Source organism: Nocardiopsis kunsanensis DSM 44524 (assembly GCF_000340965.1).
GTDB lineage: Bacteria > Actinomycetota > Actinomycetes > Streptosporangiales > Streptosporangiaceae > Nocardiopsis > Nocardiopsis kunsanensis.
Genome location: NZ_ANAY01000016.1, coordinates 94284 through 119401 on the forward strand (window position 1 = coordinate 94284; position 25118 = coordinate 119401).

The 25118-nt window shown below is 68.9% G+C and carries 20 protein-coding genes; 11 read left to right on the top strand and 9 right to left on the bottom strand.

Annotation, left to right across the window (positions count from 1 at the left end; genetic code table 11):
- The first annotated feature begins 452 nt into the window (after positions 1 to 452).
- The 4 genes from D456_RS0112815 (at position 453) to D456_RS0112830 (ending at position 5293) form a co-directional block, all read left to right on the top strand.
- Positions 453 to 2942, top strand: coding sequence for a DNA gyrase/topoisomerase IV subunit A (locus D456_RS0112815; RefSeq protein WP_026115810.1), 2490 nt, complete (start codon positions 453 to 455; stop codon positions 2940 to 2942).
- Positions 2943 to 3093: 151 nt separating this feature from the next.
- The gene (locus tag D456_RS0112820; RefSeq protein WP_017576581.1) at positions 3094 to 3615 is read left to right on the top strand and encodes a beta-class carbonic anhydrase; all 522 of its coding nucleotides are present in this window, start codon (positions 3094 to 3096) and stop codon (positions 3613 to 3615) included.
- Positions 3616 to 3767: 152 nt separating this feature from the next.
- Entirely contained in the window at positions 3768 to 4094 is a 327-nt protein-coding gene (locus D456_RS0112825; protein ID WP_017576582.1) for a tetratricopeptide repeat protein, read from the top strand.
- A gap of 56 nt (positions 4095 to 4150) precedes the next feature.
- Positions 4151 to 5293 carry a PLP-dependent cysteine synthase family protein gene (locus tag D456_RS0112830; RefSeq protein ID WP_086002087.1) on the top strand — a complete coding sequence of 381 codons (1143 nt, stop codon included), beginning with the start codon at positions 4151 to 4153 and terminating at the stop codon, positions 5291 to 5293.
- 107 nt (positions 5294 to 5400) lie between these two features.
- Here the strand turns inward: D456_RS0112830 and D456_RS0112835 are convergent, their stop codons facing one another.
- The gene (locus tag D456_RS0112835; RefSeq protein ID WP_017576584.1) at positions 5401 to 7506 is read right to left on the bottom strand and encodes a DNA gyrase/topoisomerase IV subunit B; all 2106 of its coding nucleotides are present in this window, start codon (positions 7504 to 7506) and stop codon (positions 5401 to 5403) included.
- 495 nt (positions 7507 to 8001) lie between these two features.
- On the opposite strand from D456_RS0112835, the gene D456_RS0112840 reads away from it, so the two are divergent.
- Complete coding sequence (locus D456_RS0112840; RefSeq protein WP_026115812.1) at positions 8002 to 8226, top strand: DUF7455 domain-containing protein; 225 nt, start codon at positions 8002 to 8004, stop codon at positions 8224 to 8226.
- A gap of 141 nt (positions 8227 to 8367) precedes the next feature.
- Here the strand turns inward: D456_RS0112840 and D456_RS0112845 are convergent, their stop codons facing one another.
- The gene (locus D456_RS0112845; protein WP_017576586.1) at positions 8368 to 9048 is read right to left on the bottom strand and encodes a GNAT family N-acetyltransferase; all 681 of its coding nucleotides are present in this window, start codon (positions 9046 to 9048) and stop codon (positions 8368 to 8370) included.
- A gap of 88 nt (positions 9049 to 9136) precedes the next feature.
- Here D456_RS0112845 and yaaA point away from each other — a divergent pair, with 88 nt between their 5' ends.
- The gene (gene yaaA / locus D456_RS0112850; RefSeq protein ID WP_017576587.1) at positions 9137 to 9877 is read left to right on the top strand and encodes a peroxide stress protein YaaA; all 741 of its coding nucleotides are present in this window, start codon (positions 9137 to 9139) and stop codon (positions 9875 to 9877) included.
- A 25-nt stretch (positions 9878 to 9902) separates the two neighbouring features.
- Here the strand turns inward: yaaA and D456_RS0112855 are convergent, their stop codons facing one another.
- The 3 genes from D456_RS0112855 to D456_RS0112865 all read right to left on the bottom strand — a co-directional run bounded on the left by D456_RS0112855 (position 9903) and on the right by D456_RS0112865 (position 14439).
- Positions 9903 to 10199: an MTH1187 family thiamine-binding protein gene (locus D456_RS0112855; RefSeq protein WP_026115813.1), complete on the bottom strand. Its 297-nt coding sequence runs from the start codon at positions 10197 to 10199 to the stop codon at positions 9903 to 9905.
- A gap of 323 nt (positions 10200 to 10522) precedes the next feature.
- Complete coding sequence (locus tag D456_RS0112860; RefSeq protein WP_449289279.1) at positions 10523 to 12142, bottom strand: RNA polymerase sigma factor; 1620 nt, start codon at positions 12140 to 12142, stop codon at positions 10523 to 10525.
- A gap of 248 nt (positions 12143 to 12390) precedes the next feature.
- On the bottom strand, positions 12391 to 14439 hold the full coding sequence (locus D456_RS0112865; RefSeq protein ID WP_017576590.1) for a SpoIIE family protein phosphatase: 2049 nt from the start codon (positions 14437 to 14439) through the stop codon (positions 12391 to 12393).
- A gap of 573 nt (positions 14440 to 15012) precedes the next feature.
- Here D456_RS0112865 and D456_RS0112870 point away from each other — a divergent pair.
- Together D456_RS0112870 and D456_RS0112875 are read left to right on the top strand one after the other, a co-directional pair.
- Positions 15013 to 15285, top strand: a complete 273-nt coding sequence (locus D456_RS0112870) for a hypothetical protein (RefSeq protein WP_017576591.1) — start codon at positions 15013 to 15015, stop codon at positions 15283 to 15285.
- A gap of 209 nt (positions 15286 to 15494) precedes the next feature.
- Entirely contained in the window at positions 15495 to 17096 is a 1602-nt protein-coding gene (locus tag D456_RS0112875) for a hypothetical protein (RefSeq protein WP_017576592.1), read from the top strand.
- Positions 17097 to 17116: 20 nt separating this feature from the next.
- Here the strand turns inward: D456_RS0112875 and D456_RS0112880 are convergent, their stop codons facing one another.
- Both D456_RS0112880 and D456_RS0112885 read right to left on the bottom strand, forming a co-directional pair.
- On the bottom strand, positions 17117 to 17908 hold the full coding sequence (locus D456_RS0112880; RefSeq protein WP_017576593.1) for a tyrosine-protein phosphatase: 792 nt from the start codon (positions 17906 to 17908) through the stop codon (positions 17117 to 17119).
- Between the two features lie 47 nt (positions 17909 to 17955).
- Complete coding sequence (locus D456_RS0112885) at positions 17956 to 18690, bottom strand: nucleotidyltransferase family protein (protein WP_026115814.1); 735 nt, start codon at positions 18688 to 18690, stop codon at positions 17956 to 17958.
- 99 nt (positions 18691 to 18789) lie between these two features.
- Between D456_RS0112885 and D456_RS0112890 the strand changes: the two genes are divergently transcribed.
- Positions 18790 to 20013: an RNA-guided endonuclease InsQ/TnpB family protein gene (locus D456_RS0112890; protein WP_017576595.1), complete on the top strand. Its 1224-nt coding sequence runs from the start codon at positions 18790 to 18792 to the stop codon at positions 20011 to 20013.
- A gap of 104 nt (positions 20014 to 20117) precedes the next feature.
- On the opposite strand, the gene D456_RS0112895 is transcribed toward D456_RS0112890, so the two are convergent.
- Both D456_RS0112895 and D456_RS0112900 read right to left on the bottom strand, forming a co-directional pair.
- Positions 20118 to 22601 carry an AAA family ATPase gene (locus D456_RS0112895; RefSeq protein WP_026115815.1) on the bottom strand — a complete coding sequence of 828 codons (2484 nt, stop codon included), beginning with the start codon at positions 22599 to 22601 and terminating at the stop codon, positions 20118 to 20120.
- Between the two features lie 218 nt (positions 22602 to 22819).
- Positions 22820 to 23515 carry a ribonuclease HII gene (locus D456_RS0112900; protein WP_017576596.1) on the bottom strand — a complete coding sequence of 232 codons (696 nt, stop codon included), beginning with the start codon at positions 23513 to 23515 and terminating at the stop codon, positions 22820 to 22822.
- Positions 23516 to 23996: 481 nt separating this feature from the next.
- On the opposite strand from D456_RS0112900, the gene D456_RS0112905 reads away from it, so the two are divergent.
- Together D456_RS0112905 and D456_RS0112910 are read left to right on the top strand one after the other, a co-directional pair.
- Positions 23997 to 24653, top strand: coding sequence for a hypothetical protein (locus tag D456_RS0112905; protein ID WP_017576597.1), 657 nt, complete (start codon positions 23997 to 23999; stop codon positions 24651 to 24653).
- A 191-nt stretch (positions 24654 to 24844) separates the two neighbouring features.
- The gene (locus D456_RS0112910; protein WP_017576598.1) at positions 24845 to 25042 is read left to right on the top strand and encodes a hypothetical protein; all 198 of its coding nucleotides are present in this window, start codon (positions 24845 to 24847) and stop codon (positions 25040 to 25042) included.
- Positions 25043 to 25118: the final 76 nt, after the last annotated feature.

Below are 25118 nucleotides of genomic sequence, written 5' to 3' on the forward strand. Positions count from 1 at the left end.
GTTCCTTGTTACCAGAGCAGCGGGCCCGTGACCGGCTGTCCACAGGTCCGATGAGGAGCGCCACACGATCGGCCCCGGGCCAGGCAGGCAGCGGGCACAACGGTACGGACCGGCAGGACACTCGGGGGTGACCGGACCGCCACTCTTTCCTTTCCCGGCATTGCCCTTCGTCGGCGGTGGCTGAACACTCTGCCGTCAGGGATCACATGTTGCTGTGTACCCAGCACGCACGGTCATGAGCGAAAGGAAACCGGTGTCCGTTCCCCTTGGCGGCTGAGAACCCGCCCCGGAGCACATCCCCCAGGTGTGCGGGGGTGGTTCTCGTCCCGGTCCGCTCACGGAACGAGGGCCACCGCCCATACCGGAAAAAGCCCCGCAGTCACGCGACTCACACCGGCCGGACCGGGCTCCCGCGTACGTTCCACTCCTCGGAACAGGACAGAATGACGTTCATGGCCCGTACTACTTCCCGTCCCCCCGAGGATCTCGCCGAGAAGATCATCGACATCGACGTCTCCGAGGAGATGCGCGGCAGCTTCCTGGAGTACGCGTACTCGGTCATCTACCAACGCGCACTGCCAGACGCCCGCGACGGCATGAAACCGGTGCAGCGGCGCATCCTCTACCAGATGAACGAGATGGGACTGCGGCCGGACCGCGGCCACGTCAAGTGCGCCCGCGTCGTCGGTGACGTCATGGGGCGCCTGCACCCGCACGGCGACTCCGCGATCTACGACGCCCTGGTCCGGCTCAGCCAGTCCTTCGCGATGCGTGTGCCGTTGGTGGACGGCCACGGAAACTTCGGCTCCCTCGGCGGCGACGACGCCCCCGCCGCCATGCGCTACACCGAGGCGCGCATGGCCCGTCCCACACAGCTGCTGGTCGAGGGTATAGACGAGAACGTCGTCGACTTCCAGCCCAACTACGACGGGCAGGAGACCGAGCCCGAGGTTCTTCCCGCGGCTTTCCCGAACCTGCTGGTCAACGGCTCCTCCGGGATCGCCGTCGGCATGGCCACCAACATGGCCCCCCACAACCTGGGCGAGGTCATCGCGGCCGCTCGGCACCTGGTGCTGCACCCCGACGCGACCCTCGAGGAGCTCATGGAGTTCGTCCCGGGCCCGGACCTGCCCACCGGTGGCACCATCGTGGGTCTGGACGGGGTCCGCGACGCCTACGCCCGCGGCCGCGGCAGCTTCAAGACGCGTGCGACCGTCTCCATCGAGAAGGTCTCGGCCCGCCGCACCGGCCTGGTCGTGACCGAGCTGCCCTACAACGTGGGCCCGGAGAAGGTCATCAGCCGCATCAAGGAGCTGGTGCAGGCCAAGAAGCTCCAGGGCATCTCCGACCTCAAGGACCTCACCGACCGCAACCAGGGGCTGCGCCTGGTCGTGGAGCTCAAGAACGGTTTCAACCCCGAGGCCGTTCTCGAGGAGCTGTACCGCCTGACAGCGATGGAGGAGTCCTTCGGGATCAACAACGTCGCGCTCGTCGACGGTCGGCCCCGCACCCTGGGCCTGCGCGAGCTGCTGCAGGTCTACGCCGACCACCGGCTCGACGTGGTGCGCCGCCGCAGCGAACACCGGCGGGAGAAGCGCCGCGAGCGCCTGCACCTGGTCGACGGGCTCATGGTCGCGCTGCTCGACATCGACCGTGTGATCTCCCTGATCCGCGAGGCCGACGACACGGCCGGGGCGCGTGAGGCGCTCAAGGGCGCCTACGACCTCTCCGAGGTGCAGGCCCGCTACATCCTCGACACCCCGCTGCGCCGCCTGACGCGCTTCGACCGGCTGGAGCTGGAGACCGAGCGCGACAAGTTGAACAAGGAGATCGAGGAGCTCACCTCGATCCTGGAGTCGGACAAGAAGCTGCGGCGCGTGGTCGCCAAGGAGCTCAACGCCGTCACCAAGGAGTACGCCACCCCCCGCCGCACGCAGCTGCGCGAGAACGACGGCCAGGCCCGGTCCGCGGCGATCCCTCTGGAGATGGCCGACCAACCCTGCCACGTACTCATGGGCACCGACGGCACCATCGGCCGCAGCAAGGGCGCGACCCTTCCGTCCGCCTACGAGGGCATCCGCACCAAGCACGACTCGGTCGCCACGTCGCTGCCGACCACTTCGCGTTCGGAGATCGGTCTTGTCACCGATCTCGGACGGTTGATCCGGTTGCCGGTGGTGGAACTACCCGAAGTGCCCGACTCGGCCGAGGAGGAACCGCCGTTGGCCTCCGGCCTTCCCGTCGAGGAGTTCGTCCAGCTGGAGGAGGACGAACGTGTGGTTTCGGTGGTGGGTGTGCACACTGACGGCCCCGGGTTCGTGCTGGGCACACGCGGCGGTGTGGTCAAGCGGGTCGCCCCGGACCAGCCGCCGAACAAGGACGACTTCGAGGTCATCGCACTCAAGGACGAGGACCGGGTCGTGGGCGCCACCCAGTTGTCCACCGGTGAGGAGGACCTCGCCTTCATCACCTCGGAGGCGCAGCTGCTACGTTTCTCCGCATCGGCGGTGCGGCCCCAGGGCCGTCCTGCCGGCGGTGTGGCCGGGATCCGGTTGACCGAGGACGCCCGGGTACTGTGGTTCGGGTCCGTGCCGAGCCCGCAGGACTCGGTGGTGGTGACGGTCTCCGGTTCGTCACAGACGTTGGACGGTACCGACGGCGGCTCGGCCAAGGTCACCCCGTTCGAGTCCTACCCCAGCAAGGGCCGGGCGACCGGCGGTGTGCGCTGTCACCGTTACCTCAAGGGCGAGGACACCTTGTTGTTCGGGTGGATCGGCCGCACCCCGGAACGTGCTTCCCGCGCCGACGGCAAGCCTGTGCGCCTGCCCGACCCGAACGACCGCCGGGACGGGTCCGGGGAGGCGATGAGGAGTCTTGTGACCTCTGCGGGGTCGGGCCAGACCGACTCCGGGATCGTGTCCGTGGAAAACCCGCCCTCCTGACCATGCGGCGCGGCCACCGGCCCGCACCGGGCCGGTGACGTGCCGTAGCGTGCCGTGCGCAGGGATCCGTACGCCTGTGCACGGCCGCACGGCGCCCCGTGGTGTGCACGGCCGTGCACACCGACGACAACGACGAGGAAGGGCATCGAGAATGAGCGCACCCGAAGGGGTCCCCTCCGCTTTCTCCGACGTGTTCTCGGCCAACGTCGAGTACGCCGCGAACTTCTCCCTGAACGGGCTGCAGCCCGTGGCAAAACGCGGCCTGGCTCTGGTCACGTGTATGGACTCGCGGATCGAACCCCTGGACATGTTGGGCATGAAGCCCGGTGACGCCAAGATCCTGCGCAACGCGGGCGCCCGCGTCACGGACGACACCCTGCGCACGCTGGTCCTGGCCGTGTACCTGCTCGGCGTGGACCGGGTACTGGTGCTGCCGCACACCCGCTGCAGGATGGCCTCCGTGGAGAACGACGACATGGTGCACGACCTCATCGAGGAGCAGTACGGCGTGGACACCCGGAGTCTGGAGTTCCACACCGACAACGACCAGCTGGGCGCGCTCCGCCACGACCTCGAACGCATCCGCCACCATCCGCTGCTGCCCAAGGACCTGCCCGTCACCGGCGCGGTCTACGACGTGGACACCGGCCGCGTGGCCCCCACCGGCCTCTGAGGGACCGCACGGGCCTGGAAGGACAGCACAACCACGGTGTAGGCGCTGCGGACCGCGCAGGCGGGTAGGTCCCTGGTGGGCCCGGGAATGCCGACGCCCTCCGGGCGGTTGTCGTTCCTTCCGGACGACTCCGCGTCGTCGAGAGGAGCACCGTGGCTGACAGCACTTACGACACCTTCAACCGTGCCCGCATGTTCATGGAGCTCGGCGATCCCATCCACGCGGCCAAGATCCTCGAACCCGTGACCACCGAGGGGGCCGAGAACCGTTCCATGATGGAGCTGCTCGGGCGCGCCTACTTCGGTTCGGCCCAACTCAACAAGGCCGAACGTGTTTTCCGCCGGCTCATCGAGCTCGATCCCGTGGACAACTGGGCCCACATCGCTCTGGCACGCACTCTCGAGAGGCAGAACCGCCATGAGGAGGCGGCCCCCTACCGCAGGATGTACTCGGTGATGTCCGGGGGCAGCCTGGACTGATGCTGCACGCGGCCGCGCCGAGGTCTCCCCGGCGCGGCCCGGCTATGGTGGCTGCCATGATCTCACCTCCACCGCACGTCCCCGGACCCGGCGACGACCCCGCATGGGTCGAACGCGACACCCACGCCACGCGCCGGTGGGCCGACGAAGCCGTGCGCAAGGTGATGGCCGACGCCAACCGCTCGGCCGATACCCACCTGCACACCTTCCCCCTCCCGGAGGAATGGGGCATCGACCTCTACCTCAAGGACGAGTCGGTCCATCCCACAGGCAGCCTCAAACACCGTCTCGCGCGGTCCCTGTTCCTGTACGGGGTGGCCAACGGGTGGATCACCGAGAGCACGACGATCGTGGAGGCCAGCTCCGGGTCGACCGCCGTCTCGGAGGCCTACTTCGCGCAGTTGATCGGGCTGGAGTTCGTCACGGTCATCCCGCGCAGTACGAGCCCGGAGAAGATCGCGCTCATCGAGAGGTACGGCGGCCGCTGCCACTTCGTCGACGCTCCCTCGGCGATGTACACCGAGGCCGAGCGTCTGGCCACCGAGACCGGCGGGCACTACATGGACCAGTTCACGCACGCCGAACGCGCCACGGACTGGCGGGGCAACAACAACATCGCCGAGTCGATCTTCGAGCAACTGGCACTGGAACGCTACCCCTGCCCGGAGTGGGTCGTCGTGGGGGCCGGGACCGGGGGCACCTCGGCGACCATCGGCCGCTACTTGCGTTACCGTCGCCTGGGCACCCGCCTCGCGGTGGTCGACCCGGAGAACTCGGCGTTCTTCCCCGGATGGGTGACGGGAGCCTCCGACTACGCGACCGGCATGCCCTCGGGTATCGAGGGGATCGGCCGGCCCCGCATGGAACCGAGCTTCGTCCCCTCGGTGATCGACCTGATGATGCCGGTGCCCGACGCCGCCAGCATCGCGGCCATGCGGGACCTGCACGACCGTACGGGGCTGTCGGCGGGCGGCTCGACCGGAACGAACCTGTGGGGTGTGTGGCACCTGATCGCCCGTATGCTCCGCGAGGGCCGCAAGGGCAGTGTGGTCACACTCATCTGCGACGGCGGCGAGCGTTACCAGCACAGCTACTACGACGACACGTGGGTGAAGGAGCGCGGCATGGACCCGGCCCCTTACCGCACGGCGATCGAACGGCTGTTGTCGGACGGTGTGTGGGAGCCTCCCCGCGCCTGAGCGGCGCGCCCCCGCGACAGGAACGGTGGCCGCACCCCGGGAGGCCGGGGTGTTGCGGCCACCGCCGGAAACAGCCGAGGTGTCCGGCTCCTGGCGTTGCCGGTGCCTCAGGCGTCGATGCGTGCGGCATCGAGCTCTTGCGCGCCGTCCTGGATGAACCGGCGGCGCGGGGCCACCTCGTTACCCATGAGCAGGTTGAACACCGACGCGGCCTCCTCGGCCTGCTCCACCCGGATCCGGCGCAGCGTGCGGTGGCTCGGGTCCATGGTGGTCTCGGCGAGCTGGTCGGCATCCATCTCACCCAACCCCTTGTACCGCTGCACCGGTTCCTTCCAGGAGATGCCGCGCTTCTCGAGATCGAGCAGGGTGCGCTGCAGCTCGGCGTCGGAGTAGGTGTAGATGTAGCGGTCTTCCTTCTTGGCCCCACGTTTGCGCTTGGTGTTGGTGATCTCGATGCGGTGCAGCGGCGGCACGGCCGCGTAGACCCGCCCGGCCTCCAACATGGGGCGCATGTAGCGGTAGATGAGGGTGAGCAGCAGGCACCGGATGTGGGCGCCGTCGACGTCGGCGTCGGCCATGAGGATGATGCGGCCGTAGCGCGCTGCGTCGATGTCGAACGTACGCCCGGAACCGGCGCCGATCACCTGCAGGATGGCGGCGCACTCGGCGTTCTTGAGCATGTCCGCGACAGAGGACTTCTGCACGTTGAGGATCTTGCCCCGGATCGGCAGCAGCGCCTGGAACTCCGAGTCGCGTGCCAGTTTGGCAGTACCGAGGGCGGAGTCCCCCTCGACGATGAAGAGTTCGCTGTGCTCCAGGCCCTCGCTGCGACAGTCCACGAGTTTGGCCGGGAGCGCCGAACTCTCCAGGGCGTTCTTGCGGCGCTGGGTCTCGCGCTGCTGGCGGGCGGCCAGGCGGGCCTTGGCGGCGCCCACGACCTTCTCCAGGACGTTGCGGGCCTTGACCTTGTCCGCACGCTTGGTGGAGGCCAGCCACTCCTTGAGGTGCGAGCCCATGATCTGGGAGACGATGCGCGTCGCGGCGGAGGTGCCCAGGATCTCCTTGGTCTGACCCTCGAACTGCGGTTCGGGAAGGCGCACGGTCACGACCGCGGTCAGGCCCTCCTGGGTGTCGTCCTTGATGACGGGGTCGTCGCTGTTCTTGAGGAGTTTGCTGGCGCGCAGCTGGTCGTTGATCACCCGCACCAGGGCGCGTTCGAACCCGTTGAGGTGGGTGCCGCCCTTGGGGGTGGCGATCACGTTGACGAAGGAACGCACCGTGGTGTCGTAGCCGGTACCCCAGCGCAGGGCGATGTCGACGTCGAGTCGGCGTTCGACGTCGGTGGGCACCATGTGCCCTTCCTCGTCCAGCACCGGCACGGTCTCGTTGAAGGTGCCGCTGCCCTGGACCCGCAGCACGTCGCTGACGGCCTCGTCGGTCGCCAGGTAGGTGCAGAACTCGCTGATCCCGCCGTCGAAGCGGAACTCCTCCTCGTAGTGGGGCTCGCCCTCGGTGCGCTCGTCGCGCACGGCGATGGTGAGTCCGGGGATGAGGAAAGCGGTCTGCCGTGCGCGGTCCATCAGGGACTCGCGCGCGATGTCGGCTTCCTTGAGGAAGATCTGGTTGTCGGGCCAGAAACGGATGCGGGTACCGGTGGTCTTCTGGGAGACCTTGCGTACCTGCTCCAGCCCGGAGTCCGGGGTGAACTCGGCGTCGGGCCCCTCTCCGGCGAAACGGCCGGCGATGCCTCGGCGGAAGCTGAGCGCGTGGGTGCGGCCCTGACGGTCGACCTCGACGTCGAGGCGGGACGAGAGGGCGTTGACCACGGAGGCGCCGACACCGTGGAGCCCGCCGGAGGCGTTGTAGGAACCGGAGCCGAACTTGCCACCCGCGTGGAGCTTGGTCATGACGAGCTCGACACCGGAGAGGCCGGACTTGGGTTCGACGTCCACCGGGATCCCGCGTCCGTCGTCGGCCACGGAGACGGAACCGTCGGCGTGGAGGACGACATCGACGCGGGAACAGTAGTTGCCCAGGGCCTCGTCGACGGAGTTGTCGATGATCTCCCACATGCAGTGGGTGAGGCCGCGGCTGTCGGTGGATCCGATGTACATGCCCGGCCGTTTGCGCACCGCTTCAAGACCTTCGAGGACCGACAGGTGCCGGGCGGAATAGTCCTCGGGGTCATGGACGGCTGCGGTCAAGGCAGTCACTCGGACATCTCCTGCGTCTTGAGGGCCATCGGGCTCCAGTAGCGGTGCGTGCCCTTTGTACCGCGCCGCACTGACTGAACGGGGGGTGGGCCGCGCCGAGGGCTGGTGATCCCTCACACGGTCGTCGGACGGGAGGGGACGGAAGTGGCCGGCGGTGTGCGTCCACCGCTGGGTGCGCGGCGGTATCGAGTGTTCCGCGCGGTCGGCGGGTCCTACCTCGCGCGAGACTACCACCTCCTCGTGCATGCAATCGGTGGCAGTGAGCGGGAGACCCCCGTTGCCCGGAGTATGCGGAACCGCCACAAGGATGCGTGACCACCACAAGGGGTACACCGTTGGCAAGCGTCGACGCGCGGTGACATTGCCCCGGAAGAGGACGGAACGGAATCATCCCGACTGATTCCGCTGTCGGCGTACAGGGGATCCGGTTGGGAACGTCCGCGCCGGGTTAGATGTTGTCAGAGGTGACTAACGCCGAGTATTGAGGATGGCGAAGTGACTGGAACCCTTGCCCCCACCCAGCCGCTGACGGCTGCTGACCGTTGCGACCGCTGTGGTGCACAGGCGTATGTCCGGGTACTGCTGAACTCCGGCGGCGAGCTGTTGTTCTGCGCTCACCACATGCGCAAGCACGACGACTCGATCCGAAAGATCGCCTCGGACATCCAGGACGAGACGGACAAGCTCCACGAGAGCAACAACGCCACGGACGAGCGTTAGCCACGGCACGGTCGCGGGGCCTTCCCCGCGGCCGGTACGGCACAACAGAACAAGCTTGCGTAGGCGGCGGTCCCCCGGGGCCGCCGCCTACGACTGTTCCGGGGGCCTCCACACCGTCTCCACGCGGTCCGGGAACACCTCTCAGCCCAGGACACGGTTGTGGTAACGGCTCACCGGCACGAACCCGAAACCCTCGTACAGCCCGATCGCCGGGCCGTTGCCCTCGACCACACACAGGTAAGCGCTGCGGGCGCCTCTGTCGTGGGCCCAGGCGAGCAGGTCCTCGAGCACTCCACGCCCCACACCCCGGCCTCGGGACCCGGCAGCGGTGACCATGGCACATATCGCCGCGGATTCCCCGTCCACCACCACACAGCCACGCCCTTCTCCGTCCGGGGCGACCCCGTACCCGGCCGCGACCCGCCCCAGGACGCGTTCGATCCCACGGACCTGATGCTCGGAACCGGCGGTCAGGGCAGACCACTGCGCAGCGGGGCGGGTCCCGATCCCCGTGGTACCGGGCCCTGCGGGGCGTTCCGCGAGACCGCGCCCGAGCACGAGAGTGGGCTCGACCATCCGGTACCCGGCCCGCTCCAGCCGTGCGTCGGTCTCCTCCTCCCCCGGCCAGACCTGAACGCAGGGGGTGAGCAGGCATCCGCGATAGAAGTCGGTGACCACGTCGACATCGGCCCCGGGCTCCAGGACGAGTGCGCAGTTGGCCCGTTTGGTGACACCGTCGCTCCGCCCCAGCCGCCATCCGCCGCGTTCGACCGCCTCCAGCGCGGGCCAGTCGGCGGCCACCCGCCGCGCCCACTCGTGCATGCCGGTCTCCTCACCTTCGGGAAGCCGCGATGGTACCGGGGCTTACCATGGGTGCGTTCTTCCACCCCGCCCTCGTCTGGAGTCCCGCATGCTCGTCCTCCTACCGCCCTCGGAGGGCAAGGCCGCCGACGGCGACGGTCCCCCGCTCGACCTGGCCTCGTTGACCCTTCCCGGCCTGACCGCCGCACGCCAGGAGGTCATGGCGGCTCTGACGGAGGTGTGTTCGGGGGCCGAGGAGGAAGCCCGACGGGTCCTGGGGCTCTCCCCCGCGCAGACGGACGCGCTCAAACGCAACCTGTCACTGGAGACGGCGCCGACTCTGCGGGCCGATCAGCTCTACACCGGGGTCCTCTACGACCGCCTGGCCCCGGCCGGCCTGCCCCGCACCGACCGACTGCTCATCTTCTCCGGCCTGTGGGGTGCGGTGGGCCCGGCCGACCAGCTGCCGCCCTACCGGCTGTCCATCGGGAGCAAACTGCCGCCGCTGGGCGGGCTGGGTGCTTACTGGCGCCGGGCCGCCAAGAAGGACCTGGACGAGTTCACCGAGGGGCACCTGCTGGTGGACTGCCGTTCCTCGGCCTACGCGTCCGCCTACAAGAACGAGGCGGCGCTGCCGGTGCGGGTCCTGCGCGAACGTGTGGTGGACGGACAGGCCGAACGGTCGGTGGTCAGCCACATGGCCAAGGCCACCCGTGGCGACATCACCCGCTCACTCCTGTTGGAGGGGGTGGAGGCGCGCACCCCGGAAGAGCTCGCCGACGCGCTGCGCGATCTGGGGCACACAGTGGAGCTCGGCCAGGGACGGCTCGACGTCGTCGTGCGCGACTGAGCTCCCGGCGTTCGGGACGTGCGGGTTACTTGTTGCCGAGCTCCCGCTCGACCGCGTCGACCTTGCCGTTCAGGGCGTCGCTGACACCCTCGCGGATGTCGGCCTTGATGGTGAGCGAGATCCGGGAGGAATCCCGGCCTGCGGCCTCGGTGGCACGCCTGACCACGTCCATGACCTCGTCCCACTCGCCCTCGACGGTGGTGAACATGGCCGAGGTCTCATTGGGAAGGCCGCTCTCGCGCACCACCCGGACCGCTCGGGCCACAGCAGGCGCAAGAGACTCGGTACTACCTTCCGGGGCTACGGAGAACGCAACGATCATGACCCCATGGTGCATGCGCCACGCGGAACACTTCAAGCACTTCCCCCGGAAGCGCACACGTGTCTTCACCCTCTGTCACGATACGGCCCAGTATCGCAACTTTATGCCACACCTACAGCACCTACGGCAGCATGATCCCGTCGGATGGAACACGCCTTGGTGAACACGGGTGCCGTACACAGATCGCGGAGATCAACGCTGACTGATCGCCACACCCGCGCACGGACGGGACCGCACTCGACGCGAAGATGCGCCGCCCCGAGGGGTCGGGGCGGCGCATCGGACCCGGTCTCTTCGGTCTGACTCGCTACCTGGGACGCGACCTAGTCCAGGTAGTCACGGAGCACCTGCGAACGCGACGGGTGACGGAGCTTCGACATCGTCTTGCTCTCGATCTGCCGGATACGCTCGCGGGTGACCCCGTAGACCTTGCCGATCTCGTCTAAAGTCTTGGGTTGGCCGTCGGTGAGACCGAAGCGCATCGAAACGACGCCGGCCTCACGCTCGGAGAGGGTGTCGAGCACAGAGTGGAGCTGCTCCTGCAACAGGGTGAAGCTGACCGCCTCACCCGGCTGAATCGCCTCGGAGTCCTCGATGAGGTCACCGAACTCGCTGTCTCCGTCCTCGCCCAGCGGAGTGTGCAGGGAGATCGGCTCGCGACCGTACTTCTGCACCTCGACGACCTTCTCCGGGGTCATGTCGAGTTCCTTGGCCAGCTCCTCCGGGGTGGGCTCACGGCCCAGGTCCTGGAGCATCTGGCGTTGCACACGCGCAAGCTTGTTGATGACCTCGACCATGTGCACCGGGATACGGATGGTGCGGGCCTGGTCGGCCATGGCGCGGGTGATGGCCTGGCGGATCCACCACGTGGCGTAGGTGGAGAACTTGAAACCCTTGGTGTAGTCGAACTTCTCCACCGCGCGGATCAGCCCGAGGTTGCCCTCCTGGATGAGGTCCAGGAACAGCATGCCGCGGCCGGTGTAACGCTTGGCCAGCGAGACGACCAGGCGCAGGTTGGCCTCGAGCAGGTGCCTCTTGGCACGTCCGCCGTCCTCGGCGATCCAGTCCAGCTCGTCGCGCAGTTCGAAGGTGAGGGCGTCGTTCTCCTCGGAGAGCTTCTCCTCCGCGAACAGGCCGGCCTCGATGCGCTTGGCGAGCTCGACCTCCTGCTCCGCGTTGAGCAGCGGCACTTTACCGATCTGCTTCAGGTAGTCCTTGACCGGGTCTGCGGTCGCACCGGCCGCGACCACCTGGGCGGCGGGGGCGTCGTCGTCGTCCTCGTAGAGGACGAAGGAATCGTCCTCGCTGGTGGGTTTGGTCGGCGCACCCACGGCCTCGGGCTTGGCCGGTTTCTTCTCGGTCTCGGCCGGGTCCTCGACCAGCTCCAGCTCGGCGCCGGTGTGCTCGAGGTCGTCCATCTCGTCGTCGGCGAACTCTCCGGCAGGGGCGAGTTCGAGGTCCTTCTTGCCCGACTTCTTGGCGGTGTCGGCCGCAGTGCTCTTCTTCGCCGAGGTCTTCTTGGAGGTCGACTTGGCGGTGGTCTTGGCCGCCGCCGTCTTCTTGGCCGCGGGCTTCTTGGCTTCCGCCTTCTTGGCGGGGGCCTGCTTCTCCTCGGCCTGGTCCTTGTCGGACGAGTCCACCACAGCCGTGACCGTCTCGGGCTGCTCCTGCGCAGCAGCCGCACGTGCGGGCTTGGCGGCAGCAGGCTTGGCCGCGGCGGGCTTGGCGGCCGAGCGCGTCCCGGAGGAGGACTTGCGCCGCGAGGAGGACTTGCGCCGCGAAGAAGCCGACTCGGGAACGAGGACCGTCACGCCCTCCTTGGCGAGGCTGCGGAGCACGGACTGCGCCTGGGACATGGGGATTTCGGCCTCTTCGAAGGCACGGCGCACGTCCTCGGGCTCAAGGAAGCCCTGGGACCGCCCACGCTCGATCAGCTGCTGAATGACGGGCTCTTGCAGTGACTCGGACTGCTTCGAGCGAGTCGAACTGGCAGATGACACAAACACCTCTCGAACGGACGTGTGGCGAGACTTCGGACCCGGTGGCCCGCCTGGCCGGAACCGGGCGCGTCACCCTCTCCCACCTGCGGCCTGGGATCCCCCACGGGGCGGGGAAGCCGAGCTTCATCCCCGCGTCGCGGGATGGAACGGCCTCTTCACTGTAAGCAAGACATTGGACTTGTTCGTACGGTCTACCGCTCCGGCGCCGAATCGATCACCGGAAGCTGAACAGCGAGCAGCGTGACGTCGTCGTCCTGCTCATACCCTTCGAGCATGCTCTCCACAAGGTACTCCAGCATCTGCTGTGGGTCGCCCACGACCTCCGGCGGCGCCTCCGAGGCCACGTGGACGAGCTCGTCCAACCCGGCATCGGCGGAGCGTTTGCGGTTCTCGACCAGTCCATCGGAGTACAGGGCCACGGTGTTACCGGGTTGCACGAAGAATTTGTGGTGGCCTCGCTCCGAGCTGATCCCCAGCGGTGTGTCGGGAACGGTCTCCAGCAAAGAAGGGCCCGCATTGCCGACCAGCAACGGCGGCAGGTGGCCGGCGTTGCTGAGGTCGAGCTGACCCGTCACCGGGTCGAGCACGAAGTAGACCAGTGTTGTCACCTGGTCCATTCCCTCTGTGGCCTCGAACATGCGGTCCAACCCGGTCAGCACGTCCGCTGGTTCGGGCATGGAGAAGGCCAGGGCGCGCAGGGCGTTGCGGATCCGGCTCATCCCGGCGGCCGCCGGGATGCCCTTGCCCATGACGTCGCCGAGGACCCCGGCGACACGTCCGTCCGGCAGGGGGAAGGCGTCGTACCAGTCACCGCCCACCTGCACGTGTTGGGAACCGGACCGGTAGAAGGCGGTCAGGTTGACGCCCTCCACCTCGGGGAGCTCCTCGGGCAGCAGGCTGCGTTGGAGCTCCTCGGCGGTCCCGTGCTCGCGTTCGTAGAGCATGGCCCGGCCGATCGCGAGGGCGCACTGGCCGGCCAGGGCCTCCAGGAAGACACGTTCCTCCTCACCGATCTCCCGCGGGTCGGTGAAGGCGAAACGCAGGGCACCGATGGCGCGCCCGCCGACCATCATCGGCAGGGCGGCCCAGGCGCGTTCGGGGGTGGAGCCGACCAGTTCCTCCACCTCGGGGGCCTCCCCCAGGAGCGCACGCAGGTCGGCCGGGCAGTCCACCAGTACCGCGTGCCCCCGGGCGACCGCGTGGGCGGCCACGTCGGGGTGGTGGAGGGGGAACGTGCGCCGGGGCAGGTCGTGGCCCTGTCCGGCGGCCATGACCCGCAGACCGGAGTGGTCGCGGTCCAGCAGGACCACGGAGGTGTGGTGTGCGCCCACACCGGAACGGCCGATGTCGCTCATGGCGTGTACGACCTCGTCGGCGGTCAGTGCCTCGGCCAGGTCGGAGGTGGCCTTCTGCAGACGGGCCGTACGCATCGCGGCCTCGCTCAACTGCTGGTTGAGGCGTTGGCGCAGTTCGAGGGCCTCGCGCTCGGTGGTGATGTCGACGAGGGTTCCGACCCATTCGGCGGTCTCGGGGCCGTCCATGATCGGGTGGGCCCGGGCCCGGAAGTGGTCGTAGCCGCCCGAGCGGGTACGCAGGCGGAACATGGCGTCGAACGGGGTCACGTCGAGGACGGCGTCGCCCCATGCGCGTTCGACCCGTGAGCGGTCGTCGGGGTGGAGGGCGTCGAGCCAGCCGTGCCCCATGAAGGCCTCGGGTGCCTGGCCGGTGATGGCCCGCCACTTGGGGCAGTCCTCACGGAACTCCCCTCCCGGGCCTGCGGTCCACACGATCTGGTTACCGGCTTCGAGCAAGGCACGCAGGCGCTGCTCCTCGCGGCCGACACCGTCGTGGTTGCGTGCCGCGAGGAGGGCGACGTGGTGGTCGCCGGAGGCGGGGTCGGTGACGGGGAACCAGGTCAGTTCCCACACCTGGTCCTCACCGGTGTGGTGGCGATCGCGCACCGCCTGGCCGCTCTCGCGTACCGAGGCCAGGGACTCACGGTAGGCAGCGGCGCGGCCGGTTTCCCCGTCCTCCTCGAGCAGGGTGCCGGGCTCCCGGCCCAGGCACTGGGCAGGCGTGCGCCCCAGCAGTCCGGCCATGCGCTTGTTGATGGTGCCGAACATGTCGTCCGGGCCGAGGAGCGCGAAACCGATGGGGGAATCCGTCAACAGGGACGTCACCGCATCGGGAAGTTCCGCCTGGTCGATCCGCGGTGGCGGAATCGATGTCTCGGCGCTCACTTACTCGACACCTCCGGAACCCTTGGATTCCCCAACGGTGTTTCGTGGGGGTTTCTGTCTGGACCGCGTGGCCCCTGTCGGTCTGGGGGCGTCCACGACCGATGTCGTGGAAGGCGCGGAACCGAAGTGCGCTCGGGGGGTTCCACGACCTTCGGGAGTCACGCTCCATGACTCCTCTCGGCCGCTGTCACGGCACAAGCATAAGACACACGGATCCTCACGCAACGGCCGTCGCCGCCCCGACAGGACCACGAAGGCGGAACGTAAAGGGTAAACCACCGAACGGTCTGATGGTGGTGACGGGCTCGTTCCGGGACCGTGTGTTCTCCTGCGCTTTCCCGCTCCCCACACTCCGTCGGACTTTGTGACGAACACTCCGAAACTGATCCGTTATATGCCCGAATTGCCCATTCTGCATCGCTGACCTGCGAGGACGGGGAGCACCGGGTAAACCTCCGGTGTCCGAGGTTTTATCAGGCACGAGCGGCATCGGGGGTTGACAGTCGTTCGAGAACAAGTGAAATGGGTGAAGGTCACCGTCCAGACCATCTTCAGCTAGGGGTGTGAGCGAGAATGCTCCAGACCTTCCCGGTCCAGGATCTGAGCCGGATCTCAGCACGGCTCCACGACGAGTACAGCGCGCTGCCCCACCGACGGGTGGAGCGCTGCGTCAGCGACGCCTGGAAATGCGCCGAACACCTGGGGATCGCGGTCACCCCGCACCTGGTGGAACGAGTGGCGCGCGAGCACCTGGAAGCCATGGTGACCCCCTCGCAGCCGGACCGGGACGCACCGTCGGCCGACACCCTGCTCACCGGCCCCCACACGGTCCCGGGGCCGCACTGAGACGACACCGGACACGAAGGGCACGCCGATCCACCTCGGTCTGCGTGCCCTCGACCTGTGCCGGGACGGGTCACCGCCCGCGGCCGTCCACAGTTCCGGCCAGCGGCGACACCACATCGTAATCTCTGGCATACCCTCTGGTGGTGCCCTCCCCAACGCCTCCCTCACCCGCAGGCCCCGACCCCGTCCCCACCGCCGTCTTCGACGAAATGCTGCGTGCGGCCAGAACCCTGTTGGCCGTACGCCACCCGCTGGACGCCGAGATCGCTTTCAGCGAGATGCTCGGCAGCTGGTGGGGCGAGCGTCTACCCGGCGTGGACGTCGAACGCCTTCTCGGCGAGGGCCTCATCACACGTGCCACCGCCTCCGCCCACCCCGCCGGACTGGGGATCCTCGCTGCGGTGAGTGCGCTGGGCACCAGCGGGACCCAGCGCGCCCTGGCCGAACAGGGGGTCATCGCACTGCGCGACCGGGGTCTGACCGTGCCCCGGTGGGCCACCCAGCTGGGATGGGTGAGGCCGCTGTCGGCCCACGTCAACGGTGACCGGTTCGGCGACATCGACGAGGTGGTCCTGGTCTTCGGCCGGGAGAGCGGGCCGGGCAGCGCCTCCTCCGAGGCCGAGCACGCGCTGATCCTGGTCCAGGACCACAACGGTGGTGGAGTGCTGCGGGACGCCTGGATCACCACGAAGGTCGAGACCCTGCTCGAGAAGTGCCGCGAGCGTGCCCGGTCCGACGGCTTCGCCCGGTTCGAGGACCTTGATCCGGCCGCCGCCCGCGCCGTGTTGGAGCGGGCCCTGCGCCGCACCGAGCAGGTGGTCTCCGGTGCCGACCGTTCGGAAGCCCCGGTCCCCCAGGCCGTGGGGTTGACCGCCTCGGACCTGACCGGGGGCTCGCTGGCCACCCACTTCGCCCTGGCCAACTCACGGGTGCGACACCTGCCCGAGCCCTCCCGGGAGGCGCCTCCGCCCGTTCCGGTCTGGCGGCGCGACCGGCGCGCCATGCTGGCTGCCAGGTTCCTGGCCTCCGACGAGGCGGCCGAGCTGTCCGACTCCTACGCCGCGAGCCGCTGCACCGACCACATCATCACCCACGGGTGCGACATCGACAGCGGACGGCCCCTCCGGGTGAGCCCGCGCAAGGTCGAGTCCTTCCTGTTGCACTGGCTGCCCGGACGGGTGGTACTTCTGCCCGAGGAACAGGAGGCCATGCCGCACGTACTGGCCGCGTGGGTGCGGTGGGCCGGCTCGCGCGACGGGCTGCCGGAGGTCGCGGTCGCCGCGACCCTCGACGCGGTGTGGGACTCCACCGCCGCTTTCGCCCGCACCTACCGGGACCCGGCCCGGCCGTTGGGCCTGCGTCAGGAAGCGGTGCGCCGGCTGCTGCCCGACGGCGACTTCGCGGCGCTGGCCCGGCGCATGTTCGCGTTCCCGCTCATGGCCAGCGAGATCGTGGCCTGGGCCCCGGATGAGTTCGACCTCGACACCTCGCAGGGACGCCGCGCCCTGTTGCGGCTGGACCACTTCGGCGAGTACGACGCCACGACCCCGCACAACGGCCGCCATTCCAGCGGGCGGGACCATTGGTACCGGCCGGTGACCGGACACGATCCCGTCCGCGAGCGCGAGCTGGACCGGCTCGAACGGTTGGCGGTGCGGCTCTGGCACGGGCGGCCTCCCAACCTGTGGGCGGCCGCCCGCCGCCTGCTCGACCGGGGGCTGGCCCGTACCACCGTGCTCCGGGAGTTGGACGAAGTACTCGGGGCGGCCACGAGCGAGAGCGAGCTACGGCGCAGGCTGGACTCCCTCTGACCGGCAGCGTGGCCGGGGTCTCACACCAGCATGCGCTCGCGCAGGGCCTCCAGGGTCGTCCCGCTCACACGCAGCCCCTCGGTCACGTAGGCGTCGAAGGAACCGTAAGCAGCATCGACCTGTTCGAAGGCGATGTTCAGGTACTCGGCACGCACCCGTGTCATGGGAACGACGTCCTCCCATTCCAGCCCGCTGTGGTCCGACAGCAGCCGCATCCACTTCTCGGTGTTGGCCTGGCGGGTGTTGCTCTCCATGTAGTCACCGATGACGGCCCGGCGTTCCACACCCAGCAGCGTGAGCAGCAGTGCCGCGCCCCACCCGGTGCGGTCCTTGCCGGCGCTGCAGTGGAAGACCAGTGACGTGGGACCCTTGGCCGCGCGCTCGACCAGGTCGCGGTAGCCGTCCAGGGCCTCGGTGTCGTTGACGAGGTCACGGTAGACCTCGTCCATGAACCGTGTGGCGCCCCCGTTGCCGAACATGGCCTGTGCGGCCTCCGGGTCGGTGAGGGTCCGGGAGAAGTTGGCTCCGGCCTTCTCCGGGTCCTGGACGCTCACGACTGCGTACTCGGCGCCCTCGGGCACGATGTCGGGCAGGTTCTCGCGTTCGTGGGAGGTGCGCAGGTCGAGCAACTGGCGGATGCCCAGCCCGTTGAAGGTGGACAGGTCCTCAGCAGAGATCGAGTGCAGGGCGTCGGAGCGGAACAGCAGTCCCGGGCGGACGGTGCGCCCGCTCTCGGTCCGGTGACCGCCGAGGTCTCGGAAGTTCGGGGCGCTGGGGAGGAGGAAACCGTCTCTGTTCACGGGCAAGACCATATCCGTCCCCCGTCACCGGGTCACGGGGGAACGGAACGCTGCCGGGATCATCCCTGCTCACGGAGGGCGGAGATCTCCCCGCCCGCCTCCTTGACGTCCTTGGCGGTGTCCACGCCCCGCCAGAAACCGTCGATACGGTAAGCGGTGAGCTCGCCCTTCTCCGCCAGGTCCGGGAAGGTCGAGGACTCGTGGTCGCCCTTGGTCGGCAGCAGCGGTGTGATGCCGGGCTCGAACAGGTACACGCCGGCGTTGATCCACACCGGTAGCAGCGGACTCTGGGTGAACCCCTCGATGCGGTCGTCGGCGTCGACGTCGACGATGCCCCACGTGGTGCGGAACCGGGCCAGGGCCAGGGTGGCCAGGCCGCCCTTGGCCCGGTGGTGCTCGGTCAGCTCCGAGAGGGGGAACCAGGTGAGCACGTCGCCGTTGAGAGCGAAGTAGGGGGCGTTCTGGTCTCTCAGGCCGGTGGCCGCGTAGCGCAGGGCCCCGCCCCTTCCCAGCGGCTCGTCCTCGACCAGGAGGGAGATCTCGGGTCCGCCGGTACGGGCCGACAGGTGTTCGCGCAGCACCTCGGCCTTGTAACCGCAGGAGACCACGACCTGCTCCACACCGTGGTCGGCGAGCCACTCGAGCTGGTAGTCGATGATCGGGCGCCCGGCCACCTCGACCATGGCCTTGGGGCGGGTGTCGGTGTAGGGACGCAAGCGGGTCGCCTGGCCCCCGGCAAGGATCAACGCCTGGGTGACCGGTGTCTGGGGGTTCGGGGATGTAGCGCTCGTCATCTGATTGCTGGGCGTGGAGTCCCCCGCCTTCAGGCGGGGAAGGAAACGCCCCTCTCCTTCCTGGTTAGGGCTGACAAGAACGTCGGATAGAACGTGAGCATGGCCAGGTCGACGGCGAAGCGGGCGTTCAAGTACCGCTTCTACCCCACGGATGCGCAGGCAGCGGAGCTGTCGCGCACCTTCGGGTGTGTGCGCCTGGTCTACAACAGGGCTCTGGCCCACCGCACGGCGGCATGGTTCACCGAACAGCGGCGGATCAACTACAACGAGGCTTCGGCCGCGCTCACCGCGTGGAAGAAGGACCCCGATCCCGCGTTCCTCAACGAGGTCTCCAGCGTTCCGCTCCAGCAAGGGTTGCGGCACCTGCAGACGGCGTTCCGCAACTTCTTCGACCAGCGGGCCGAGTACCCGCGGTTCAAGTCCCGGAAGAAGTCGAAGGCCTCGGCGGAGTACTCCCGGTCGGGGTTCGCCTACAGCGACGGGCAGATCACTCTGGCGAAGATGGCCGAGCCGTTGGACATCGTGTGGTCGCGGCCCCTGCCCGAAGGAGCCCAACCGTCGACGGTGACGGTGTCCCGGGACCGTGCGGACCGATGGCACGTGTCGATCCTGTGCGAGGACACCATTACCCGCCTTCCGGCCTCGGACCAGGCGGTGGGGGTGGATACGGGCTTGACCTCGCTGGTGACCCTGTCCACCGGGGAGAAGGTCGCCAACCCGAAGCATGAGCGGCGTGACCGGGCCAAGCTGGCCAAGGCCCAACGGGAGCTCTCCCGCAAGGCCAAGGGCAGCGCGAACCGGGACAAGGCCCGTACCAAAGCCGCCCGCGTGTACGCCCGCATCGCCGACCGCAGGAAGGACTTCCTGCACGAGCTCTCGACCCGACTCGTCCGCGAGAACCAAGTGGTCGTGATCGAGGACCTGACCGTGCGCACCATGGTCAAGAACAGGAAACTCGCCCGCGCCATCTCGGATGCGGCCTGGACCCAGTTCCGGTCGATGCTGGAGTACAAGGCGGCCTGGTACGGGCGGGAGCTGGTCACCATCGACCGGTTCTTCCCCTTCTCCAAGCTGTGCTCGGCCTGCGGGACCCTTCAGGAGACGCTGGCGCTGGACGTGCGCGAGTGGACCTGTTCCTGTGGCGTTACCCATGACCGCGACGTGAACGCGGCGATCAACATCCGGGCCGCCGGGCTGGCGGCATCTGCCTGTGGAGCCGGTGTGAGACCTCAACGGGAGCCCTCCCGGACGGGGCGGTCGGCGACAAAGCAGGAAGGCCACGGGGCGACCCGTGACGGGGCGCAAGCCCCGAACCACCGGTAGGTGGTTGGAATCCTCCGCCTTCAGGCGTGGGGAGGAGTCAAGGGGAGGACCATAGCACGCACGTCATACCGGCTCCTCGATGGGATTACCGCCGGTAACACCTATCAGGCCCCTTGTGTGGCCTCACCATAGGCCAGACGGACGTCCTCACTGGTCAGGCGGGTCAGGTCGGCGGCGGTGGCCGACTCCCCGATCTCCTGCGACACCCTCAGGTCCCGGTGTGAACAGGCCTTCTCGAACAGGGAACGGGCGAACCTGCCGTTGCCGAGCTCGTCGATCAGGCCCTCACCGCACACGTGGCCGAAGATGCTGCACAGGTCCGCGAGCGCGTCCTCGTCGAAGGTGTCACCGGTCCGGGCCGCCACGGTCTCGGCGATCTCGGTGAGCTCCTCGGGGCTGTAGGAGGGAAATCGCACACGCACGTCGAAACGGGAGGCCAGACCGGAGTTGGACCTCAGGAAACGCTCCATCTCCGCGGGGTAGCCGGCCAGGACCACCACCAGCCGGGACCGGTCGTCCTCGGCCCGCTTGAGCAGGGTCTGGATCGCTTCCTGACCGAACGCGTCCCCACCGCTGTAACCGGGGTTGACCAGCGAGTAGGCCTCGTCGACGAAGAGCACCCCGCCCAGGGCCCGGTCGACCAGTTTGTCGGTCTTGAGTGCTGTCGCCCCCAGGTGCTCACCCACCAGGTCGGCACGCTGGGCCTCGACCACGTCGGCCTTGCCCAGCAGCCCGAGGGCGGAGAAGACCCGGCCCAGGACCCGGGCCACGGTCGTCTTCCCGGTCCCGGGCGGACCCGTGAAGACGAAGTGGCGCATGGGGGGCTGGTTGGCCAGGCCCTGTTCCTCACGGAGTTTGGCCACCCGCAACTGCGCCACGAGCGAACGCACCTGGTCCTTGACCGGCTCCAGGCCGATCATGCCGTCCAGCTCGGCCAGGGCCTCCTCGATGCCGGGCGACTCCCCGAACCCGGCCAGGTGCGCGGTCAGTTCGGTGTAGGCGGTGCGCACGTCAGCGGCGCGCACGGTGATGAGGTCCTCGGCCTCGGGCCGGGGCGCCGGAGCACCGTCCTCGACGCCCGAGGTGACCACCCGCACATCGCGGGCCTGAGCAGCCTTCTCCACGACCGAACGTGCGAAGCGGCCGTTCCCGAGTTCGTCGACGACCTCGCGCTTGGCCGCCTGGTCGAAACCGCGCCGCAGCGCACGGGCCGCTTCCTCGTCCAGGGTGTCGCCGCGTTGGCGCACCAGGGATTCGGAGATGCGGAAGAGTTCGTCGGCCGAGTAACTGGGGAAGGTGATGCGGGTGGCGAAGCGCGAGGCCAGGCCCGGGTTGGTCGCCAGGAACTCGTCCATCTCCTTGGCATAGCCCGCCAGGATCACCACGATCCGGTCGCGGTCGTCCTCGGCCCGCTTGAGCAGGGTCTGGACGGCCTCGTTGCCGAACCGGTCCTTCTGGCCGTCACCCTCGTTGACCAGCGAGTAGGCCTCGTCGACGAAGAGCACCCCGCCCAGGGCCCGATCCACGAGCTCGTTGGTCTTGATGGCGGTCGCACCCAGGTACTCCCCCACCAGGTCGGCACGCTGGGCCTCGACCACCTGGGCGCTGGGCAGCAGCCCGAAGGAGTGGAAGACCGTGGCGAGAGTACGCGCGACGCTGGTCTTCCCGGTCCCGGGAGGCCCGGAGAAGACCAGATGGCGCAGGGGCCGCTCGACGGGGAAACCGGCGTCGGAGCGCAGGCGGGCCGCCTCGATGGAGGCCGCGAGCCCACGGACCTGCTGTTTGACCGGGTCCAGGCCGATCATGTCCTCGAGCTCGGCCAAGGCCTGGTCGACGGGGACCGGCTCGTCGTCGGATGCGGGAGCAACCGGGCCCTTGCCCGGGGCTCCCTCTGCGGGGGCGCCTTCGCGCCGGTGCTCCCGGCGTCCCTGCCCGGTTCCGGTGGTGCGGGCTGCGGCGGGGGCCGGGCGTTCGGCCTCTCGTTTCTCACGGGCCTCGTCGGCCTCACGTTCGACCTGCCGTGCGGAGGTCAGGCGCCACAGCAGGCATGCGGCGGCGGCCAGATAGACCAGGGCGATCGGCCACCACGGCGGGAAGGGGCCGCCGGCGTCCCCGTTCAGTCCGCGCACGATCATCCACAGCAGGGACAGGGAGAACCCGCAGATCAGTCCGGCCGTCAGGGCCAGGGCCGTGGTGTGCCAGACGGGGTACTCGCGCACACGTCCGGCCACCAGGACGACCAGGGCCGGGACCGGTAGGAGGAGCAGGACGAGCGGGCTGCCCGCGAGAGGTATCTGGAAGAGCAAGGAGGTCAGGGTCAGCCACAACACCGAAACCACGACGGTGAGGAAGGCGTCCATGGATCGCATGAGGGCGTGGAATGCCACCAGGACCACGACGGCGGTGGTGAGCACACCGAGGACCGGCAGCCCGACGATCAGAGCGAGCAGGGTGGCGATGAAACAGACCACGAGCGCGGCGACCAGGCGCCTGCTCAGCGGCAGAGCGTGGTAACGCAGGCGCAGGCGGTCCAGCCGCGAGGTCCGTTCCGGCTGCGCCGCGGTGGCCGAGCTCGGCTCTCGCGTCATCCGTGCCCCTTCCTGATGGGGGTCAGTGGGCGGTCGACCGGACCGGCCCGGGTGCGGGCGGGTCGGCTGTGTCGGGGGATACTACGCCGAAGGCTCCTCCGGGGTGAGGGCGACGGGTGATGCACCGCCCGGGCCTCCAGCCAAGCCTTGCCCCAACCAGGACCGGATGTCCAGTGCGGGACGGCGTGTCGTTTCCGGTCCCCGCGAAGAAGGAGGGGTCAGAGCAGAGGGATCTGGCCGCCCGGCGCGGGCCGCTCCCGGCGCAGGTGCCGCCACTTGGGCAGGGCGTCCAAGTAGGCCCAGGTCATGCGGTGGTGCGGGGTGGGCCCCTCCTCCGCCAGTGTCGCGCGGTGGGTCGGCGAGGGGTACCCGGCACCGCGTTCGAACCCGAACCCTGGGTGGTCCTCGGCGAGTTCGGCCATGTGGGCATCGCGGGCGACCTTGGCCAGAACCGCGGCGGCGGCCACGTTCACACAGGTCAGGTCTCCCTTGATCTGTGTTCGTACCTTCCAGGGGCTGCCGATGAAGTCGTGGTGGCCGTCGAGAACGACCGCGTCGGGACGCGTACCGAGCCCGCCCAGGGCACGGTGGGCCGCGCGGCGCAGCGCCTCGGTCATACCGACCTCGTCGATCTCGGCCGGCGCGGACCACCCGAAGGCGTGGTCGGTGACCCAGGGGCCGGTGAGGCCGGCGATCTCGCGGCGGCGGGCGGGGGTGAGCTTCTTGGAGTCGGTCAGGCCGGCGGGGACCCCGTCAGCCGGGCCGGAGACCGCCGCGCACACGAGCACGGGACCGGCCCAGGCTCCGCGGCCGACCTCGTCGACCCCCGCGATCACACGTGCGCCGCCACGGCGCAGCTCCTCCTCCAGCTCGAAGGTGGGCGCGGTTCGGGGTTCCGGGGTCGTCGTCGGCACGTTCCCACCCTAAAGCCCCACCGCCCCGTCCCGTACGGGGGTCGTTACCGCTCCCGGCGCTCCCGGGCGCCTTCGTGGTGGGGCTGCTCACATGGGCAGCCGGTCCGCTGATCGCCATGAACGCCCCACCCGGGCTTCTTCCTCCGGCCCGACCGGGCCCGTCCCCCTTCCGACCGGGCACGAGTGCGCTGGTACCGGCAGTGTGCCTACCCGCCACGGCCGCCCGGGGACGGCTGTGGAACCGCCTCGTCCTCGCCCCCTGCCCACGCGCACGAGCACGGACCGAAGACCGCCGTACGGGCGGGGTTCCGGGAAAGAGCCCGTACGGTTTCCCGCCGTCGCCCCGAACACGCACCGCCACTGCTTTATCCTGTGTGGCGGGCCGATCTCGGTCGGTCCCCCGAATTCCGACGCACCCAGGGGCCGTCCGGCCTCTCCACGGGTGCGTCCCGACGACACGGATCCGCCTGGGGGGTGCGCCATGTCCGCCGATGCTTCCGGCCCGACCCCTGAAGGGTCCGTGGCCAAACTGATGGAGCTCTCCGACAAGCCCACACCGGTGAGACGGCTGATCAGTTGGTCCTCGCGTCCGCCCGGCCGGCTCTACATCCCCGCGTGCGCAGTGGTCGGGATCGCGCTGCTGTACGAGGACAGCGTGCCCGGCGGCCACCTGCCGACCTTCCTCTTCGGTCTCATCGCCGGACTGCTGCTGGCCGGCATGGGAGCGCTGCGCCTGGGGATCGCGCTCGCCGTGGCCCGCCCGATGATCCGCTACTACTGGCTGCGCTGGATCTCCGCGCCGCTGGTGGCCGCGGTCGCCATCGGTGTGGCCTTCGTCGACATCCCGCTGCAGACGCGGGTCCAGGCATCGACCGAGCAGCTCACCGAGCTACGCGAACAGGTCGACGGCTCCACGACGATCCCGCGCAACGGCAAGACGACCGGCCTCTACCAGCTGCACAGCGTCTCCGTGGCGGACGGCATCACCCACTACGAGATCGAGAACGCCGGTCTCTTCTCACCGGCGGGGCTGGCCCACAGCACCGAGGAGATCCCGGACGGGGTCTTCCTCCCCGGTCAGGGATCGAAGATCTACGAGCACGTGGCCGACGACTGGTACGTCTGGGTCGCCCACTGAGCTCCCGAGCAGGCACGGGCCCCGAGGGCGGACAGACCCGGGGCCCGAATTCTTACCTTCTCCTTGACGATCCGATGTCGTCCTCCAACACTGCTCTCACCTTCGCTCGGTAAGAAGTGAGCGACGAGCCGGAAGAGGAACGAGTCCTCTCCCATCCCCCGGCTGAGAAGCCGAACCAGAGGGAGTCACACATGCGTGAGTTCATGCTCACCCTGCACCTGCGCATCCACGACGCGATCACCGCCATGCGCAGGGCCCACGCAGTCGGAGACGACGACCTGGCCACTTCCCAGGCGGGCGAGGTCGAGGACCTCGTCGAGCTCGCCGCCCGTAACGGGATCGACCTCGGTACCTGCTACGACTCCCTCTCCCTGGCTCCGACCGCCTGATCCTCCACCCCGACGCAGAAGGGGCGGGCCCACCGATCGTGGGCCCGCCCCTTTCGTCATGCTGGGGAACGGCCTG